General features: G+C 72.8%; 14 protein-coding genes. 5 read left to right on the top strand and 9 right to left on the bottom strand.

Going from position 1 to position 18,533, the window contains the following annotated elements; genetic code table 11:
- Window positions 1-18: 18 nt before the first annotated feature.
- Entirely contained in the window at window positions 19-1,656 is a 1,638-nt protein-coding gene (locus ACIBQ1_RS16625) for an extracellular solute-binding protein (protein ID WP_397278285.1), read from the top strand.
- Window positions 1,656-2,378 carry a hypothetical protein gene (locus tag ACIBQ1_RS16620; protein ID WP_397278283.1) on the top strand — a complete coding sequence of 241 codons (723 nt, stop codon included), beginning with the start codon at window positions 1,656-1,658 and terminating at the stop codon, window positions 2,376-2,378. Before ACIBQ1_RS16625 ends, ACIBQ1_RS16620 begins: the two co-directional genes overlap by 1 nt.
- 44 nt (window positions 2,379-2,422) lie before the next feature.
- On the opposite strand, the gene ACIBQ1_RS16615 is transcribed toward ACIBQ1_RS16620, so the two are convergent.
- From ACIBQ1_RS16615 to ACIBQ1_RS16590, 6 genes are all read right to left on the bottom strand, one after another.
- Complete coding sequence (locus ACIBQ1_RS16615) at window positions 2,423-4,360, bottom strand: alpha-glucuronidase (protein WP_397278282.1); 1,938 nt, start codon at window positions 4,358-4,360, stop codon at window positions 2,423-2,425.
- A 222-nt stretch (window positions 4,361-4,582) separates the two neighbouring features.
- On the bottom strand, window positions 4,583-7,270 hold the full coding sequence (locus ACIBQ1_RS16610) for a sugar-binding protein (protein WP_397278280.1): 2,688 nt from the start codon (window positions 7,268-7,270) through the stop codon (window positions 4,583-4,585).
- A gap of 16 nt (window positions 7,271-7,286) precedes the next feature.
- Entirely contained in the window at window positions 7,287-8,087 is an 801-nt protein-coding gene (locus ACIBQ1_RS16605) for a carbohydrate ABC transporter permease (protein ID WP_397278278.1), read from the bottom strand.
- Window positions 8,084-8,980: a carbohydrate ABC transporter permease gene (locus tag ACIBQ1_RS16600; RefSeq protein WP_397278276.1), complete on the bottom strand. Its 897-nt coding sequence runs from the start codon at window positions 8,978-8,980 to the stop codon at window positions 8,084-8,086. The genes ACIBQ1_RS16605 and ACIBQ1_RS16600 overlap by 4 nt, the downstream gene beginning before the upstream one ends.
- A complete protein-coding gene (locus ACIBQ1_RS16595; protein ID WP_397278274.1) occupies window positions 8,977-10,341 on the bottom strand; it encodes an ABC transporter substrate-binding protein in 1,365 nt (454 codons plus the stop codon). Before ACIBQ1_RS16595 ends, ACIBQ1_RS16600 begins: the two co-directional genes overlap by 4 nt.
- A 4-nt stretch (window positions 10,342-10,345) precedes the next feature.
- Window positions 10,346-11,542: a carbohydrate kinase family protein gene (locus tag ACIBQ1_RS16590; protein ID WP_397278273.1), complete on the bottom strand. Its 1,197-nt coding sequence runs from the start codon at window positions 11,540-11,542 to the stop codon at window positions 10,346-10,348.
- 135 nt (window positions 11,543-11,677) lie between these two features.
- Here ACIBQ1_RS16590 and ACIBQ1_RS16585 point away from each other — a divergent pair, with 135 nt between their 5' ends.
- Entirely contained in the window at window positions 11,678-12,481 is an 804-nt protein-coding gene (locus tag ACIBQ1_RS16585) for a DeoR/GlpR family DNA-binding transcription regulator (protein ID WP_397278271.1), read from the top strand.
- Window positions 12,482-12,491: 10 nt separating this feature from the next.
- Complete coding sequence (locus ACIBQ1_RS16580; protein ID WP_397278269.1) at window positions 12,492-13,850, top strand: 6-phospho-beta-glucosidase; 1,359 nt, start codon at window positions 12,492-12,494, stop codon at window positions 13,848-13,850.
- Between the two features lie 152 nt (window positions 13,851-14,002).
- Here ACIBQ1_RS16580 and ACIBQ1_RS16575 read toward each other — a convergent pair whose 3' ends face one another.
- Window positions 14,003-15,337: an amidase gene (locus ACIBQ1_RS16575; protein ID WP_397278267.1), complete on the bottom strand. Its 1,335-nt coding sequence runs from the start codon at window positions 15,335-15,337 to the stop codon at window positions 14,003-14,005.
- A gap of 100 nt (window positions 15,338-15,437) precedes the next feature.
- Here ACIBQ1_RS16575 and ACIBQ1_RS16570 point away from each other — a divergent pair, with 100 nt between their 5' ends.
- Window positions 15,438-16,700: a hypothetical protein gene (locus ACIBQ1_RS16570; protein ID WP_397278265.1), complete on the top strand. Its 1,263-nt coding sequence runs from the start codon at window positions 15,438-15,440 to the stop codon at window positions 16,698-16,700.
- Between the two features lie 357 nt (window positions 16,701-17,057).
- Here ACIBQ1_RS16570 and ACIBQ1_RS16565 read toward each other — a convergent pair whose 3' ends face one another.
- Window positions 17,058-17,867 carry an amino acid ABC transporter permease gene (locus ACIBQ1_RS16565; RefSeq protein ID WP_397278263.1) on the bottom strand — a complete coding sequence of 270 codons (810 nt, stop codon included), beginning with the start codon at window positions 17,865-17,867 and terminating at the stop codon, window positions 17,058-17,060.
- The gene (locus tag ACIBQ1_RS16560) at window positions 17,864-18,532 is read right to left on the bottom strand and encodes an amino acid ABC transporter permease (protein ID WP_397278261.1); all 669 of its coding nucleotides are present in this window, start codon (window positions 18,530-18,532) and stop codon (window positions 17,864-17,866) included. Before ACIBQ1_RS16560 ends, ACIBQ1_RS16565 begins: the two co-directional genes overlap by 4 nt.
- Between the last annotated feature and the right edge of the window lies 1 nt (window position 18,533).

Genomic DNA, 18,533 nt, shown 5'->3' with positions numbered 1-18,533 from the left:
CCCCGAAAGGATCCCCCCATGCAGCACATCTCCCGCCGGCAGGCGCTCCTCGGGCTGGGTGCGCTCACTTTCGTCGTCGCCGGCTGCGGCGAGGACGAGGCCCCGAAGAAGGCCGCCGACGTGTCCGCGAACAAGGCGGGCTCGATGGCCGGCTATGGCGTCAACCAGCAGTTCAAGGCCACCGAGCCGGTCTCGTTCGACGTGCTCTACAACAACCACCCGTTCTACCCGGACAAGAGCGACTGGCTGTTCTGGCAGGAGCTGACCAAGCGGACCAACGTGACGGTCAAGCCGCTGGAGGTGCCGCTCAGCGACTACGAGAAGAAGCGCGGCCTGCTGGTGGGCTCCGGACAGGCCCCGCTCATCATCCCGAAGACCTACCACCCGGCCGAGGAGGCGTTCGTCTCCTCCGGCGCCATCCTGCCGGTCAGCGACTACTTCGACCTGATGCCGAACTTCAAGGACAAGGTCGCCAAGTGGAAGATGGAGCCGGAGCTGGACACGCTGCGCCAGGCCGACGGCCGCATCTACCTGCTGCCGGGGCTCCACGAGGAGGTCTGGGTCGACTACTCCCTGGCGGTGCGGACCGACATCCTGGAGAAGCACAAGCTGGCGGTCCCGAAGACCTGGGACGAGCTGTACGAGGTGCTCAAGGCGCTGAAGAAGGAGTACCCGGACCTCTACCCGATGACCGACCGGTTCGGCGTCCCCACGCCCGGCGGCAACCTGTTCAAGCTCGTCGCCCAGGCCTACGGCGCCAAGGGCGGCTGGGAGTACCAGCACGCGACCTTCGACACCACGGCCGGCAAGTTCGTCTACACCGGCGCGATGCCGCAGTACAAGCAGATGCTTGAGTACCTGGCCAAGCTGGTGAAGGAGAAGCTGCTCGACCCGGAGAGCTTCACCCAGCAGGACGAGCAGGCCAAGCAGAAGTTCAACTCCGGCAAGTCGTTCGTGATCAGCGCGAACGCGCAGTCGATCGTCAACGACTACCGCCCGACGCTGACCAAGCTCGTGCCGGGCGCGAAGGTCGCCAAGATCCCGGTGCCGATGGGCCCGGTCGGCGACTACAAGATCGGCACCCGGCTCGAGAACGGCGTCATGATCTCCAAGAAGGCGCTGGAGAACAAGAACTTCGTCGCCATGATGCAGTTCGTCGACTGGCTCTGGTACTCCGACCAGGGCGAGGAGTTCGCCAAGTGGGGCGTCGAGGGCACGACGTACAGCAAGGACGGCTCCGGCAAGTTCACGATCGCCAAGGACGTCGACTTCGTCGGCCTCAACCCCGGCGCGCCCAAGCACCTGCAGAAGGACTTCGGCTTCTCCAACGGCGTGTTCGCCTACGGCGGCACCACCAAGCTGCTGAACTCCACCTTCTCCGAGGAGGAGGTGGCCTTCCAGGACGTGATGAACGCCAGGAAGGCCTGGCCGGTCGAGCCGCCGCACCCGTTCAACGACGAGGAGCGCGAGCAGGCCACGCTGTGGGAGACGCCGCTGAAGGACTACGTCACCCAGCAGACGCTCAAGTTCGTGCTCGGCGAGCGTGACCTGGGCGAGTGGGACGCCTACGTCAAGGAGCTGGAGGCCAAGAACCTGACCTCCTACATGAACCTCGTCAACTCCGCCTACGAGCGGTTCAAGAAGGACCACGGCTGATGCGGGTGCCCGTCGCGGACGGGCGCGCGGAGCCGATGAGCGAGGTGTCGGCGCGGCGGCGGTTCGGCGAGGGGCCGCTCTCGCGGGCCGCCACGCTGATCTACAGCCTGCTGGTGGTCGAGGGCCTGTTCCTGGTCGCGACCGCCCCCGGCCTGGTCGCGCTGACCCTGCTCGGCGGCGACGCCGCCAACGTGCCGCTGGTGGCGGCCTGCGCGCTGCCGCTCGGCCCCGCGCTGTCCGCCGCCCTCTACGCGCTGCGTCACCGCGGCCGGGACCTGACGGACCTGCATCCGGCGGCGGCGTTCTGGCGCGGTTACCGGGCCAACGTGCGCGGCGTGCTGAAGATCTGGGTCCCGTGGCTCGCGGCGCTGGCCGTCGTGGGGACGAACCTGACGAACTTCGCCGCCGCCGGCGTCCCGGGGTGGTGGGCGGTGCTGCTCGTGCTCGTCGCGCTGGCGGCGATGTCGTGGGTCGCGAACGCCCTGGTGATCACGTCGTTGTTCGCGTTCCGGGCGGTGGACGTGGCGCGGCTGGCGTCGTACTTCCTCCTGCGCCACCCGAAGGCCGCCCTGGGCAACGCGTCCCTGCTGGTCGTCGCGGGCGGCGTCACGATGCTCGCCACCGAGCTGGCGCCCGCGCTGCTGGCCTCGGCGTTCGCCGCGGCGCTGCTGTGGCACAGCCGCCCGATGATCGCCGAGGTCGAGCGGGACTTCACCGCCTGAAGCGAAGCACCCGGCGCCCGCCGCAGGCGGGCGCCGGGAGCGCTTCAGTGGATGCGCCGTCCGCGCGCGTCGGGCACGCCCGACTTGCGGAAGAAGTAGGCGTTGATCTGGTCGCGCCACTCCTCGGCGCAACGGACCTGCTCGTCGAGCCGCTCCTTGACCCGGGCGTACACGTCCGGGGCCACCGCGCCGGTGTCGGCGAGCTTCTCCCAGAGCAGCCGGGTCTCGGCCGCCTCCTCGGCGCCCGCGAAGTGCGTGTCGTAGATGTGCTGGATGACCGTCGAGCCGCTGTGCAGCACGTGCCCGTACGGGACGTGGTGGAAGAACAGCAGCAGCTCGTCGGGGCAGTGGTCGAGCGATTCGTACAGGTCCGACCACGGCTGCGGATATTGGCCGGTGAAGCCGGTGCCGGTGGCGCGCGTGCGATCCACGCCCACGCCGTCGCGGTCGGCGAAATGGTAGGTGCCCCACGGCGTGTACTCGTACCCGTCCACGTCCGGGCCGTAGTGGTGGCCGGGGCGGACCATGAAGCCGACGCCGAGCGGCGCGGTGTAGCGCTCGTAGGTGCGCCACGACCCGTCCATCATGGCGTGCAGGGTGCTCCGCAGCGGCTCCCCGGGCCACGCGAACGTGAGGTCCATCCACTCGTCGAGGACGGCGGCCGGGTCGAGGCGCGGGTCCCAGGCGAGGCGGCCGAACGCGTACAGGTTGGCCTGGGCGAGCGGGTGGCCGGTCCAGTAGCGGTCGTCGCCCACGTTGGAGACCGCGACCAGGTCGCCGGCCTCGGCGACGTTCTCGAACGCGAGGATCTCGCCCCACATGGGGGCCAGGTAGCAGACGTGCCGCTGCTGGCCGGTGTACTCCTGCGTCACCTGCAGCTCCACCGCCAGCCGGGTGCCCCGCATGTCCAGGATCACCGGGGAGACCGGCTCGCGCGTCTGGAAGTCCATGGGGCCGTGCTTGACCTGGAGGATCGCGTTGTCGCGGAACCGGCCGTCGAGCGGGGCGAAGTGGTCGTGCGCGGCGCGGGCCCGGTCGGTCGAGCGGTCGCGCCAGTCCTGCCGGTGGTTGTAGACGAAGGCCCGCCAGTGCACGACCCCGCCGAAGGGGGCCAGGGCGTCGGCCAGCATGTTCGCGCCGTCGGCGTGGGTGCGCCCGTACGCGAACGGGCCCGGCTGGCCCTCCGAGTCGGCCTTCACCACGTACCCGCCGAAGTCGGGGATCATCGCGTAGACCCGCTCGGTGGTGCGCGCCCACCAGGCCCGCACGTCCTCGTCGAGCGGGTCGGCGGTGCCCAGGCCGCCGAGGGCGATCGGGGAGGCGAAGTTGACCGACAGGTGCACGCGGATCCCGTACGGGCGCAGCTCGGCCGCGATTGCGGCCACCTCGCCGAGCCGGTCGGTCAGCAGGTGGGCCTCGGTGGCGTGCACGTTCACGTTGTTGATCGCGACCGCGTTGACGCCGGAGGCGGCCAGCAGCCGCGCGTAGGCCCGCACCCGGGTCAGGTCCGCGCGCGGCGCGCCGTTGTCCCAGAAGATCGACCCGCCCGAGTAACCGCGCTCGACCTGGCCCATCACCGGGTGCACGTCGATGTTGTCCCAGTGGTCGAGCATGCGCCTGCGCATCGCGGGCCGGTGGTGCTCGGTCTCCCGGTCGGGCCCGAACGCGGCCTCGCCGAGCCGTACGACGTGGAAGAACCCGTAGAGCAGCCCGGCCGGGTCCCCGCCGGCCACGGTCGTCACGCCGTCCCGCCGCTCGATCGCGTACCCGTCCGCGCCCTCGGCCTCGTCCAGGCTCAGCACGAGGTCGTACGGGCCCGTGCCGCCGCCGCCGTACCGGGCGCCGGCCTGCGCGACCTCGTCCCGGATGGTCTCGGCGAGCGGCCCGTCGGCCCGCACGAGCGTACGGCGGGAACCGATCGCCCGGAACGCCTCCGGTGGCAGCCACGCGGCGTGGACGTCGGTCAGTTCAGGAATGGTCACGAGGCTCCTTCGGTAGGGCACCGAGGGATGAATCTATCGAAATGGTGCTGGTTGCGAGCGATCAGGGGTGTCGCTTGTCAGGCGCCGCGGGGGGCTGGCAGGCTCGCCGCGGCGAAGTGCGGCTCGGCGGGGGAACCGGGGGCATCCCGGCAGATCAGGGGGTTCGCGGGGATGCGTCTGATCGGTCGCCCGCCCCGGCGCGCGGGGCGGGCGACCGGATGTCTAGCGGACCTTCACCTGCGAGGCCGTGGTCCCTCCGCCGGGCGCCTCCCAGCCCGCCACCACCGCCGGGTTTCCGGCCAGGGCGCGGGTCAGGGGCACGGTGACGGTGGTGACGCCCTCGCGGGGCACCGTGACGACGCGGCTGCCCGCCGTCCCCTGGGCGTCGCGGACGAACAGGTGGGCCTTGCCGGCCGCGTTCGCCCGCAACCTCACCTTCACTCCGTCCTGGCCGGCGACGGCGGAGACGGCCCGGCCGCTGTCGGACTCCATGGCCGCCGGCCCGCCCGCGAGCGGGACGTGCACGCGGACCGCCTGCTCCAGCGACTGCGGGGAGTCCAGGCTGGACAGGGCGGTGTCGGGGATCACCGGGTCGGGGACCGGCCGGTCCGCGGGCGGCCGGTAGCCGGTCAGGGCGGCCACGCCCCACCGGTACGGGTCGCCCTGCACGCCGCCCCACGTCGACCAGCCGATCCGGGTCTGGCCGGTCTTGTCCTGGGTGTCGGAGTCGTACACGAGGATGTTCAGCCCGAGGTGATCGGGGTCGACGGAGCCGGGGAGGAGCTCCAGGGGGATCGACATCTCCACGGTGTATCCGCCCGAGGCGACCTTCGAGGCCACCCGCATGCCGGGCGCGGTCTGCTCACCGGGGCCCTGGCGGTTGTCGGCGTCCCGCAGGAAGCAGGGCGGGCCTTCCACGGTCGCCGGCAGCACCGCCGTCTTGAAGGTGGTCGAGGTGTTCTCGGAGGTGCCGCGCGGGTCGAGCGTGACCTCCACCGAGTCGGTACGCCAGTGCCGCTTGCAGTCGGCGGCGGCCAGCCGGGTGCCGAGCACGTCGTCCTGCACCTGCACCAGCAGGTAGAGGGTGTCGTCGTGCCAGGCGAGCCGGGCCGTGCCCGAGCAGTCGGCCGCCGACGAGCACGCCGTGCCCTCCCACAGGCGCGAGATGTCGAGGGCGGGCCCCGGATACTCGCCGTCGCCCGCCACGCCGTCCACGGTGGGCGTCGCCTGCGGGACGGCGGCTGTCGGCACCAGTTCGAGCGCCGGCCGGCTGACGACGGCGCCGTCCACGCTGATGGTGTAGGCGTAGTCGCCGCCCTGGTTGGACGTCTTCAGCGACGGGTCGGAGTTCGTGACGGTGAACGGCACCGTCGTCGAGGCCCCGGCGGCCAGGCCCTGGTAGGGCGCCTCCGCGCGGTCCGCGGTGAACCCGGCGGGCAGGTCCACGCGCACGGTCCCCGACCTGGCGGCGTCGCTGACGTTGGTCACCACGACGCCGACCTGCCGGGAGCCGCCGGAGGGCAGGGTGAGCACGGGGGTGACGATGCCGCGCAGCTGCGGCACGCCGACCTCGGAGGTCCACTTCTCGTACTGGGCGACCTGGGGGAGGAGCTGCTGGCCGGCCCGTACGGGCGGGCTGACCTCGACCTGCCGGTCGGTGTAGCCGCGGCCCCGCTCGGTGGTCAGCGTGGCGGAGACGCGCGCCCGCCCGGTGCCCGCGGCGGTGGCGGGGGTGCCCGTGGTGGGGGTGACGGTGAACGTGGCGGTCCCGGCGCGCCCGGCGGAGAGCCTGCCCAGCTCGCCCGAGCCGCTGACCTGCCAGCCCGCGGGCACGCCCAGCGTCACCGACGACCGGCCCAGCGGCTCACGGGACGGCGCGGTCGCGCTGACCTTGACGGTGAACGGCGTCCCTGGCCGGACGTCGAACGTGCTCGTGCGCAGCCCGAACAGGGTCCCCAGCGGGACCGTCCCGTTCGCCCTGGTCAGCGCCCCGTCGAGGATCGCCGTGGGCGCCGCCGCGGCCGCGCTGCCCGGCTCGGGGAACGGCACCCGCGAGTCCACCTGGGTGAAGAAGTCGCAGCCGAGCTGGGCGGGGTCCGAGGGCACGTCGGGGAAGACGGCCCAGCCCTGGGAGGCGTACGCGCGCTGGGCCTCGCGCTCGATCGCGGCCCACGTCCTGCCCTGGGCCTGGGAGGCGCGCCCGCCCCACACGCCGTACACGTTCTGGGCGGGGTTGTTCGGGCGGAAGGTGGAGGCGCAGGCCGGGCCGTTCTGGGAGGTGCCGCGCCCGCCGCCGAGCAGCAGCCGGGCCGGCGCGAAGGGGCGCAGCCCCTCGCGGGTGATCTGCTCGGGGAACACCTTGGGGTCGGCCGCCGCGTAGAACGCCTGCACGGCCAGCCGCGCCGCCTGCTGGTGGTTGCCGTGGTTGCCGGGGGAGGGCGCCGGGTCCATGGTCAGGATGACCTCGGGCCTGGTCTGGCGGACCACCCGCACGACCTTCTCCAGGGTGTCCGCGCCCCAGATCTGGTCGGTCAGCGGGGCGCTCACCGTGTAGTAGAAGTCGACGTCGTCGAGGTTGAACACCTCGCCCACGCCCGCCTTGCCGACCGCGGTCCGCTCCTCGGACTCGCGCAGCAGCCCGAGCGCCGGGCCCTCCTCGGGCCCGACCGCGTTGCCGCCGCCCTCGCCGCGGGTGACGGTGACGACGCCGGTGCGCACGCGGTGGTCCTCGTTCCACTGGCCGAGCGTGGACAGGCTGAACGCCTCGTCGTCCGGGTGGGCCCCGACGAACAGCGCGTCGAGGTCCACGGGAGCGCCGGAGGAGGCTGCCGAGGAGGCTGCGGAGGGGACGGCGGGTGAGAGGGCGAGCGCGACCGTGGCGGCCAGCACCAGTGACAGGCGTTTACGCATGGGACCTCCGGAACAGTTACTCGCGGACCGCCCCTTGGAGCAGCCCGCGGACGAAGTGGCGCTGGAGGAACAGGTAGAAGATCACGACCGGGGTCGCGACGATGACGGAGCCGGCGGCCAGCAGGGTGAAGCCGGAGGTGTACTGGCCCTGGAAGAAGGCCAGCCCCAGCGGCGCGGTCCGCAGCGACTCGCTGGTGACCATGATCAGCGGGATGAGGAACTCGTTCCACGTCCACATGAAGACCAGCACGGTCAGGGTGACGACGGCGGGCCGGGCCGGCGGCACCAGCACCTGCCACAGGATGCGCCACGTCGAGGCGCCGTCGATGCGGGCGGCCTCGACGATGGCCCGGTTGGAGGCCCGGAAGTAGGCCCGCATCCAGAACGTGCCGAACGCCACCGACAGCGCCACCTGCGGCAGCGCCACCGACCAGAACGTGTCGATCAGGCCGAGCGAGCGCAGGTCGAAGTAGAGCGGCACCGCGATGGCCTCGCTCGGCATCATGATCCCGAGCATGAACAGGTAGAACAGCACCGACTGGCCGCGGAAGCGCATGGTGCCGAACGCGTACCCGCTCAGGATCGACAGCACCACGCTCACGACCACGACGAACGACGACACCGCCAGGCTGGTGCGCAGGTACGTACCGAATCGCCCGATCTCCCACGCCGCCGCGAAGTTCCCCAGCCCGGACGTGCCGCCGCTGTCGGCGGGGCCGAGCGCGGCGGCCAGGATCGTCACGATGGGGAAGAGCGCGAAGGCGGCGAACACCGACAGGATCACGTAGTTGGCCACCCGCTCGCCCCGCGAGATCACGACACCCTCCTGTCGGCGAACCGGTTGATCCCGAACGAGATCACGAAGATGACCACGGTGAGCGTGACGCCGATGGCCGCGGCCGAGCCGATCTGGCTGAGCCCGAAGGCCCGGTGGTAGACCTCGTACGACGGCACCGACGTCGAGTCGCCGGGCCCGCCGCGCGTCGTGACGTAGACCAGGTCGAACGTGCGCAGCGCGGCGATCACGGTCAGCGTCAGCGCGACGGCGATCTCCCCGCGCACCGACGGCAGCGTGACCGCGAAGAACTCCCTGACCGCGCCCGCCCCGTCCAGCCGCGCCGCCTCGTACAGCTCGCCGGGGATGCGGCTCATGCCGGCCAGCAGCAGCACGGTCACCAGCCCGCTCTCGAACCACGTGCCCACCACCCCGACCGCGGGCAGCGCGAACGTGTAGTCGCCCAGCCAGCCCCGCGTCAGCGAGTCGAGCCCGAGCGCGCTCAGCAGCGTGTTGAGCGTGCCGTCGGGCGCGTAGACCCGCCGCCAGGCCACGGCCACCACGACCATGGCCACCACCTGCGGCAGGAACACGACGGTGCGGAAGAAGCCGAGGCCGCGCACCTTGGCGTGGTTGAGGATCGCGGCCAGCCCCAGCCCGATGACCAGCGGCGCGGCCGCGTAGAACACGACCAGCACCAGTGCGTGGCCGAAGGCCGCGCGCAGCCCCTCGTCGGCGACGATCGCGAGGTAGTTGTCCAGGCCGACCCAGCGGCCGAGCGACAGGCCGTCCCAGTCGTACAGCGACAACTGCACCGCGCGCCCGATCGGGTAGAGCAGGAACGCCGCGTAGACGGCGAACGCCGGCAGCAGGTAGAGGTAGGCGACGCGGCGCGGTTCCCCGGGAGGCCCCGCGCTCTTTGCTGCCCGGCTCACCCGTTGCTCTCGACGAAGGTCTTGTAGTCCTTCTCCAGCGTGGCCAGGAACTCCTGCGGGGTCTGCTTCTTGGCCAGCAGGTCCTGCAGCGCCGCGCCCAGCGTGTCGGCGAACGTCGGGGTGGCGTAGTCGAGGTACGGCACCAGCCCGTCCTTCGCCGTGACCGTGCCGAACGCGGTGAAGACGTCCTGCTGCGGCCCGGCCGGGACGCTCTGCTGCGCGGTGTCGGCGACGGGCAGGTTGCCGGTGGTGGTGAGCACCTTCATCGCGTCGGCGTTGGTGATGAAGTCGATGTAGGCCGCCGCCGCGTCCGGGTTGGGGCTCTTGGCGGTGATCGCGAACGGCAGCCCGGTCCCGCCGGTCGCGACGGGCGGCGCGCCGGCCGCGGCGCCCGGCGGCAGCAGGAAGCCCAGGTCCTGGCCCAGCGCCTTCTGCAGGTCGGCGAGCAGCCAGGTGCCCCCGATCAGGAAGACGCCCTCGCCCTTGCCGAACGCCTGCCAGGCCGGGTCGTAGCCCTGGCCGTTGAAGCCCTTGTTGAAGTAGCCCTTGTCGACCCAGCCGACGAGCTCCTCGGCGGCCTTGGTGTTCTCGGGCGTGTTCCACGAGGCGCCCTTGCGGCCGAAGGCCAGCGTGCTGATCTGGTCGGCGGGCACGCCGCGGCTCTGCACGGTGCCGAACACGTGGATGGCCGGCCACTTGTCGAGGTTGCCCAGCTGCATCGGCACCTCGCCGGCGGTCTTGGCCTTGGCCAGCGCGGCGTCGAAGTCGGCCCACGTCGCCGGCGGCTGCAGGCCGAGCTTGGTCAGCTTGGCCTTGTTGTAGAAGATGCCGACGACCTCGCCGACCTGCGGCAGGCCGTACAGGTTGCCCTCGCCGAAGATCTTGCCGTCGGCGCTGTAGCTGGAGTAGCGCAGCACCGACTGCGGGTAGCGCTTCTTCCACCCGTACGCCTCGGCGTAGGCGTCCAGCGGGCGCAGCTGCCCGGCCTTGACGAACGCGCCCATCGACGAGCGGCCGTTGTTGGCCTCCACGATGTCGGGCGGCTCGTTGCCGCTCAGGGCCAGGCGCAGGGTCGTGTTGAGGTCGTCGAAGGAGCGGCTCACCCTGTTGATCTTGATGTTCGGGTATTTCGCCTGGAAGGCGTCGTTGAGCTGCTTCATCTGGGCGGCCTGCCCGCCGCGTACCTCCTGGTCCCAGATCGTGAGGGTGACGTTGCCGAGCGCCGCGGCGTCGGTGCGCACGGCGGAGGCGGAGGGCTGCGCGGAGGTGGCTGAGGGCGGGGCGGAGGAGCCGGGGGCACACGCGGTCACGGCGAGGGCGCTGGCGGCGAGCACGGCGAGCGCTCGGAGTGGGGGGTTCATGGTGTTACTCCTTATGCGCGGGCACGCGAGGCGTGTCGGGGCCCTCGTCCTCGGGTGGGTTCGGCCGCGTGCTGGGAATCTTGGGGCCGACGTCGGCGTACCGGGCGATGGTGGCGGCCGCGCGGCGCACGGCGCCCACCGGGACGGCGGGCACCAGCTTGTCGAGGAAGGCGTAGCGGCGGGCCAGCGAGTTGCTGTAGGCGCCGCCGTGGTCGGCAGAGTCGCGTACCTCGTGCCACCAGTCGGCGATGTCGCCCCAGCCCGGTGCGGCGAGCGAGCCGCCGAACTGCTGCACCGCCAGCGCCGCGCACAGCTGCGCGAACGCCAGGCGGTCGGACAGCGGCCAGCGCGACAGCGTGCCGAGCACGAACCCCGCGCCGAACACGTCGCCGGCGCCGGTCGGGTCGAGCGCCGTCACCCGCGGAGCGGGCACGAACGCCTCCTCGCCGTTCACGGAGTCGATGGCCATGGCGCCGTTGGCCCCGTCGGTCACCACCGCCACGGGGACCTTGTCGGCGATCGAGTAGAGCGCGTCGCGCGGGGTGTCGGCGCCGGTGTAGGCCATCGCCTCGACCGCGTTGGGCATGAAGGCGTGGCAGAGCGCGAGCTGGTCCAGCAGGGAGGCCGACCAGGAGCCCGACGGGTCCCAGCCGACGTCGGCGAAGATGAGCGAGCCGTCGCGGCGCGCCAGCTCGGCCCAGTTGCACGGGCTGTCCGGCGAGTCGAGCGGATCGTCGGTGGACAGCGTCACGATCACCGCCTTGGACCGCGGCGGCTTGCCGATCATCTCCGCGGCCGGCAAGGGGGAGGGGTGGCCGTGCGTCACCATGCTGCGGTCGCGGTCCACCGCCATGGAGATCGTCACCGGCGAGTGCCAGTGCTCGAACCGCCGTGACCTGGACAGGTCCACCGACTCCTGCTCCTCCAGCGTGCGCCAGCAGAAGTCGCCGTAGTCGTCGTCGCCGAACGCGGCGGCCAGCGAGGTGCGCAGGCCCAGCCGGCTGGTCGCGATGGCGAGGTTGGCGATGCCGCCGGGGCACGAGCCCATGCCCTCGGCCCAGATCTCGGTTCCGGCCGCGGGCATGGCGGGCAGACCGGTGAAGATGATGTCCAGAAAGACCGTGCCCGCCAGGAAGACGTCGAACTGCGGCCCCTCCGGGGTGCGCTCGGCGGCGAGAGGGTCGTACGCCTGATTAGACACGGGAATGAGTCCTCCCCGACACACATCGAGATGTGGCGAATCTTGCACGTTTACTCGCGCACTTCAAGTCCTTCCCTGGGAGTTTTTGGTCAAAGCTGCTTACTTCTGCGCGATTTTGACTGATACACTCGCGCCGTGCTTCCGCGCCTCAGGCATGCCGAGATCATGCGCCGGGTCCGACTTTCGGGTGCCACCAGCGTGAGCGATCTCGCCAGCCAGCTCGGCGTGAGCCCGTCCACCATCCGCAGGGACCTCGAGGTGCTCGACCGCGACGGCACGCTGCGGCGCGTCCGCGGCGGCGCCCTGCTCCTGGATGGCGGGCTCCTGGACGGCGGGCTCCTCGGCGGCGGGGTCAGCGTCGACGCCGACGCCGACCGGCCGTTCGCCGAGGTGGCCGCGGTCGACGAGCAGGACAAGGAGGCGGTCGCGGTCCGCGCCGCCGAGCTGGTCCGCGACGGCGACGTGGTCCTGCTCGACATCGGCACGACGACGATGCGGCTGGCCCGGCGGCTGCGCGGGCGCCGCGTCACCGTGGTCACCTCCAGCCTCGCCGTGCTCGACGCGCTGCGCTCCGACCCCGAGGTCGAGCTGCTGCTGCTCGGCGGCATGGTGCGCCGGCCGTACCACTCGCTGGTCGGGGTGCTGACCGAGGCGGCGCTGAGCCAGGTGGTCGCCGACCGGGTGTTCCTGGGCGCCAGCGGCGTGCGTCCGGACGGGCAGCTCGTGGACACCACGCTCGCCGAGGTGCCGCTGAAGCGCGCCATGATCGCGGCGGCGGGGCAGGTGGTGCTGCTCGTCGACCGGCACAAGTTCCCGGGCACCGGCGCGCTGCGCGTGTGCGGGCCCGACGACATCGACGTGATCGTCACCAATGAGGGCGCCGACGAGGCGACGCTGCGCAACTGCGCCGCCGCCGGGGCCGAGGTCCTGCTCACGTGAAAGGGTATCGATGAGACTGGCCGTTCTCGGGGGCGGCGGCTTCCGGGTCCCGCTCGTGTACGGCGCGCTGCTGCGCGAGACCGCGAAGCCGCGCGTGGAGCAGGTGGTTCTCCACGACGTGTCGCAGGACCGGCTGGAGGCCGTCCGGCACGTGCTGGATCAGCTCGCCGCCGGGCACGACGACCCGCCGGAGATCCTGACCACCACCGACCTGGACACCGCGCTGCGCGACTCCGCGTTCGTCTTCTCCGCCATCCGGGTCGGCGGCCTGGCCGGGCGCACCGCCGACGAGCGGGTCGCGCTCGATCTGGGCCTGCTCGGCCAGGAGACGACCGGCCCCGGCGGCATCTCCTACGGCCTGCGCACCATCCCGGTCGCGGTCCACGTGGCCGAGCGGGTGGCCGCGCTCGCGCCCAAGGCGTGGGTCATCAACTTCACCAACCCCGCCGGCATGATCACCGAGGCCATGCGCCACGTGCTCGGCGAGCGCGTCATCGGCATCTGCGACTCGCCGATCGGCCTGATCCGCCGGGCCGCCGTCGCGCTCGGGCTCGACCCGGCGCGCGTGTCGCCCGACTACGTGGGCCTCAACCATCTCGGCTGGCTGCGCGGCCTCACCTACCAGGGGCGCGACGTGCTGCCCGGCCTGCTGGCCGACGACGCGGCGCTGCGGCAGGTCGAGGAGGCGCGCATCTTCGGCGCCGACTGGGTGCGCACGCTGGGCGCGCTGCCCAACGAATACCTGTACTACTACTACTTCACCCGGGAGTCCGTGGCCGCGATCTCCGGGCAGAGCCGCGGGGAGTCGTTGCTGCGGCAGCAGGACGACTTCTACACCGCCGTGCGGGCGCGTCCGGAGGAGGCGCTGGCGGAGTGGGTCAGGGCGCGCAGGCTGCGCGACGAGTCGTACATGGCCGAGGCCCGCGAGCCCACCGCCGCGGGCGCGCGCGACGCCGCCGACCTGGAGGCCGGCGGCTACGAGGGCATCGCCCTGGCGCTCATGGCCGCCATCGCCCGCGGCGAGCCCACGTCCATGATCCTCAACGTGCGCAACGGCGCCGCGGTGCCCGGCCTGCCCGCGGACGCCGTCGTCGAGATCCCGTGCGCGGTGGACGGGGCGGGCGTCCGGCCGCTGGCCACCCGCCCCTTGCCCGGCCGCTTCCTCGGCCTCGTGCAGCAGGTGAAGGCGGTGGAGCAGGCCGCCATCGAGGCCGCCACGTCCGGCTCGGCCCGGCTGGCGGTCGAGGCGTTCGCGCTGCACCCGCTGGTCGACTCGGTCGTGACGGCCCGCAAGCTGCTCGACGGCTACCGGGCGCGCATCCCCGAGCTGGCCGCCGTCATCCCGGGCTCCTCCGAAGGGGCGGGCTAGCCCGCCCAGCTCGCCGGGTCGGCCTCGGCGTACGTGGTCGCGATCCGCAGGCTGTCGTGGTACACGGACAGGTCGGACTGGCCCTCGGGCGGCACCTACACCGTGACCGCCCGCTCCGCTGACCAGCCGCGCGCGAGCCGGGGGTGGCCGCCTCAGGCCGCCAGGGTGCCGGCCGCCTCGAAGAGCCGCAGCTCGCGCCCGGGGCGGCACACCAGCTGCAGCCCCACCGGCAGGCCGTCCACCGTGCCCGCGGGCACGGTGAGCGCGGGCAGGCCCAGCACGTTCCACGGGCTGGTCATGGCCAGCAGGGCAGGCCGTACGGCGATCTTCCGGCCGTCCACCACCGTCTCGCGCTCCAGGAGCGGCGGGGCGGTGATCGGCACGGTGGGCAGCGCCAGCACGTCGTGCCGCTCGAACAGCGCCGCCGCGGTCTCGGCGAGCCGGGACCGCGCGGCCACGGCCTCGACGTACCGCCAGCCGGGCACCTCGGCGGCCACGCGCAGGCGATCGAGCAGCTCGGGGTCGAACAGCTCGGGCGCCCGCGCCAGCCGGGCGGCGTGCACGGCCGCGGCCTCGCAGCTCTGGATCACCGTGTACGTCTCGTGCAGCTCCTCGCCCAGCCCCGCCCGCAGCCGCACCTCCTCCAGCTTCGAGCGGCCCAGGCGGGACTCCGCGCTCGCGCGCACCGCGTCCGCCACGCGCGGATCCCCGGTGAACAGCCCGGACGGATCGAGCCAGGCCACCCGCGCGGCGCCGGTGTCCTCGCGCAACTGGGCCGAGGCCAGGCAGCGGTAGGCGAGCAGGCAGTCCCGGGCGTCACCGGCCAGGATGCCGACGTGGTCGAAGCTCCGCGACAGGGGGAACACGCCTTCGGCGGGGATCGCCCCGTATCCGGGCTTGAACCCGGCGATCCCGCACAGGGCCGCCGGGATGCGGACGGATCCGCCCGTGTCGGTGCCGAGCGCGAGCGGCACCAGGCCCGCCGCCACGGCCGCCGCGCTGCCGCCGCTGGAGCCGCCCGACATGCGCGCCGGGTCCCAGGGGTTGCGGGAGGGGCCGTTGGCCGAGCGGTCGCCCGTGGGGCCGTACGCGAACTCGTGGGTGGTCGTCTTGCCCACGATGACGGCGCCCGCGCGGCGCAGCCGGGTCACGGACTCGGCGTCCGCGCCCGCCACGTGCCCGGCGAAATGCCGCGAACCCATCGTCGCGGGCAGCCCCGCCACCTCGATGAGGTCCTTCACACCCACCGGCACGCCGTGCAGCAGGCCCCGGTCGGTGCCCGCGGCCAGCTCGGCGTCCGCTCGCCGCGCCGCCGCCAGCGCCCCGTCGGCGTCCACGGTGACGAACGCGCCGAGCGCGGGGTCCCGTTCGGCGATGGCCGCGAGCGCCTGTTCGACGAGCCCGGCGGAGGTGGTCCGGCCTTCGCGCAGGTCCTGGGCGAGGGTCGTGATGGTACGGCCGGTGAAGGGGCCGGGGGAGAGCGGCATGGGATCCTTTCGAACGGTCGTCGGCTGACGGATCCCACCCAACACCACATACTTCGGACATTCCATGCCGGGTCACCTCACACAGGGCTAAGATCGGCGGATGCCTCAGGCCCCGTCGCGAGCGCGCCGCGGGTGGCGCTGGGCGCGGACGGCCCTCGCCGTCGTGGTGAACGCGTGCGCGCTGGCCGGCGTCGTACGGCTGACCGTCCCCGCGGTGGCGGGCACGGCCGGCGAGCCACCGGGGGTGCGGCGGCAGCTGGCGTTCCTGCGCGCGGCCCTGGGCGCGGGCGCGGGCGACGAGGCGCAGGCGCTGTTCCCCGAGGGGTACTTCTTCGCGCACGTCCTGTACGGCCTCAGCTGGGTGGAGCTCGGTCTGCGCGAGCCCGCGGGTGAACGGTCGCGGGCGCTGCGCGAGGCGCGCTGGGCGCTGGAACGGCTGGACTCGCCCTCCGGGCAGGCCCCGTTCAGCCCCGGCCTCACCCCTCCCTACGGCGTCTTCTACCGGGGATGGTCCAACTGGCTGCGCGGCGGGACGCTGAGCCTGCAACCTGCGGGGCGGCGCGACCCGGCCGAGGCGCGCCGGTTCGCCGAGGACTCCGCCGCGATCGGGGCGGCGTTCGACGCCGGCGCCTCGCCGTACCTGGCGGCGTACCCGGGCCAGGCCTGGCCGGTGGACTCGACCGTGGCGGTCGCGTCGCTGCGGCTGCACGACGCGCTGCTCCCGCCCCGGTTCGGCGGGACCGTCGAACGGTGGCTGCGGGAGGTCGGGCGGCGGCTCGACCCGCGTACGGGGCTGCTGCCGCACCGCGCCGACCCCGGCGGCGAGCCGGCCGAGGTGGCGAGGGGCAGCTCGCAGAGCATGATCCAGCGGTTCCTGGTGGACGTGGATCCGGCCTTCGCCGCCGAGCAGTACGCGCGCTTCCGCGACCTGTACGTCGTCACCCCGCTCGGGCTCGGGCCGGCCGTGCGCGAGTACCCGGAGGGCATGGACGGCCCGGCCGACGTGGACTCCGGGCCGCTCCCGCTCGGGGTGAGCCTGTCGGCGACCGTGGTCACCCTCGGCGCGGCCCAGGCACACGGCGACGCGCCGCTGGCCTCGGCGCTGGCCGCCTACGGGGAGCTGGCCGGGCTGCCCGTCGACACCCCCTGGACCAAGCGGTACGCCTTCGGGCTGCTGCCTATCGGGGACGCGTTCCTGGCCTGGGCGAAGACGGCCCGGCCGTGGGTGTCGCGGCCGCCGGTCCCGCCGCCCGCGACCGTCTCGTGGTGGTGGCGGACGCCGCTGCTGGTGCTGCTCGCCGCATCCGCCGCCGCCCCCTGGCTCCCGGCCCTGCGCCGCCGCCTCCGTTCCCGGCGCCCGTGACCTCGCCGCCCCGTTCGTGGCTCAGGTTCCTGAGGGTTCCTGAGGTGACGAAGGACCGTGGCCCGGGCGGTGGTCCACCGCCCGGGCCACGGGTCCCTGGGAGGCCGGGCCTGGTGGTGGCTCGGCGGATGGTGTCGCGGCCGGTGAGCCGCGTCGGTGTACCGCGCCCGGCGGTGGGTGTGCCGGGTGTGGTGGGCGCCGCGCGCTCCGCGGGTGGGCGGCGTGCGCGACGGGCGCCTGCCCCGCACGGCGAGGGGATGGGCCGTGCACGGGCTGAGCTGAGCGGGCCGGGCCGGGATGGCCGGGCTGAGCAGGCTGGGCTGGGCCGGGATGACCGGGCCGGGTCAGCGGGCCGGGTCAGCGGGCGGTGCCGAGGCTGGCCGAGAGGCGGTGGGCCAGGCGGTCGAGCGAGAGGTTGATCAGGATGAAGATGGCCGCGATGAGGATCGCCGCGGGGATGGTGTTCTTGAAGTTGGCGGCGATGCCGTTCAACCCCCGGTTCACCAGCTCGTCGTAGCCCACGATGAGCCCCAGCGCCGAGTCCTTCAGCAGCACCACGAACTGGCTGACGATGGCCGGCATCATGACCCGGAACGCCTGCGGCAGCAGGACGAGCCGCATCACCTGCCCCTTGCGCATGCCTACCGCGTACGCCGCCTCGGACTGCCCCCGAGGCAGGCTCTGCACCCCGGCCCGGATGACCTCCGCGATCACCGAGCCGTTGTAGAGCGTGAGCCCGAAGACGACGGCGGCGAAGGCCGAGATGTTCACGCCGATGAGCATGTACGCGCCGAAGAAGGCGAAGAAGATCAGCAGCAGCAGCGGGACGGATCTGAAGAACTCCACCACCGCGGCCGCGGGCACCCTGATCCACCGGTGGTCGGACATGCGGGCGGTGGCGAAGACGAGGCCGAACAGGCCCGCCAGCACCACCCCCGCCACCGCCGCGCCGATGGTCCCGGCCAGCCCCGGCAGGATGAACGTGGTCCAGACGTCCCCGCGCAGCAGTGGCGTCCACTTGTCGGCCGCCCACTCGCCCTTGGCGTCGAAGCGCGCGTAGACCACGTACGCCAGCGCCAGCAGCACGAGCGCGACGACCCCCGCCAGCAGCCGGTTGCGCCGGATCCCGCGCGGGCCGGGCACCTCGTACAGGTTCGCGTAGCTCATCGCGCCACCGCCATCCGCCGCGACAGCCAGCCGAACAGCAGCCCCATCGGCAGGCACAGCAGCACGAACCCGGCGGCGAAGCCGAGGAAGATCTCAAGGACCTGGTCGCCGTACGTCTCGATCATCTCCCGCATCCGCACGGACGCCTCGCCCACGCCGACGACGAGTGCGATCGTGGTGTTCTTGGTCAGCGCGATCATGATGCTGCCCAGCGGCGCCACCACGGCGCGGAACGCCTGCGGCAGCGTGATCAGCCCTAGCGTCTTGGTGAAGCCCAGCCCGAGCGACCGGGCCGCCTCCGCCTGCCCGACCGGCACGGTGTTGAGCCCCGAGCGCAGGGCCTCACAGACGAACGCCGAGGTGTAGGCGGTCAGCCCGACGACGGCGAGCCAGAAGTTGTTGGTCGCGATGTCGTCCGACAGCTCGACACCGAGCTGGGCCCCGATGCCGAGGCCGGTGAACATCAGCACCAGGGTGAGCGGCGTGTTGCGCATCATGGTCACGTAGACGTTGGCGGCGCCCCGCAGGGAGGTCAGCGGGGACACCCGCATGGCGGTCAGCAGCGTCCCCAGCACGATGGAGCCGAGCGCGCTGACCGCCGTGAGGCGAATCGTCATCCAGAACGCGGCGAAGATCGTGTCGCGTTCGAACAGCAGCGCTTCCATG

The sequence above is a fragment of the Nonomuraea sp. NPDC050153 genome, assembly GCF_044460125.1.
GTDB lineage: Bacteria > Actinomycetota > Actinomycetes > Streptosporangiales > Streptosporangiaceae > Nonomuraea.
This window is presented reverse-complemented; position numbering and strand designations above follow the sequence as displayed.

Coding starts and splice junctions, on each gene's coding strand:
- ACIBQ1_RS16580 (WP_397278269.1), top strand. CDS start 12,492: ATGAGACTGGCCGTTCTCGGGGGCGGCGGCTTCCGGGTCCCGCTCGTG.
- ACIBQ1_RS16570 (WP_397278265.1), top strand. CDS start 15,438: ATGCCTCAGGCCCCGTCGCGAGCGCGCCGCGGGTGGCGCTGGGCGCGG.
- ACIBQ1_RS16575 (WP_397278267.1), bottom strand. CDS start 15,337: ATGCCGCTCTCCCCCGGCCCCTTCACCGGCCGTACCATCACGACCCTC.
- ACIBQ1_RS16595 (WP_397278274.1), bottom strand. CDS start 10,341: ATGAACCCCCCACTCCGAGCGCTCGCCGTGCTCGCCGCCAGCGCCCTC.
- ACIBQ1_RS16560 (WP_397278261.1), bottom strand. CDS start 18,532: ATGGAAGCGCTGCTGTTCGAACGCGACACGATCTTCGCCGCGTTCTGG.
- ACIBQ1_RS16565 (WP_397278263.1), bottom strand. CDS start 17,867: ATGAGCTACGCGAACCTGTACGAGGTGCCCGGCCCGCGCGGGATCCGG.
- ACIBQ1_RS16610 (WP_397278280.1), bottom strand. CDS start 7,270: ATGCGTAAACGCCTGTCACTGGTGCTGGCCGCCACGGTCGCGCTCGCC.
- ACIBQ1_RS16620 (WP_397278283.1), top strand. CDS start 1,656: ATGCGGGTGCCCGTCGCGGACGGGCGCGCGGAGCCGATGAGCGAGGTG.
- ACIBQ1_RS16625 (WP_397278285.1), top strand. CDS start 19: ATGCAGCACATCTCCCGCCGGCAGGCGCTCCTCGGGCTGGGTGCGCTC.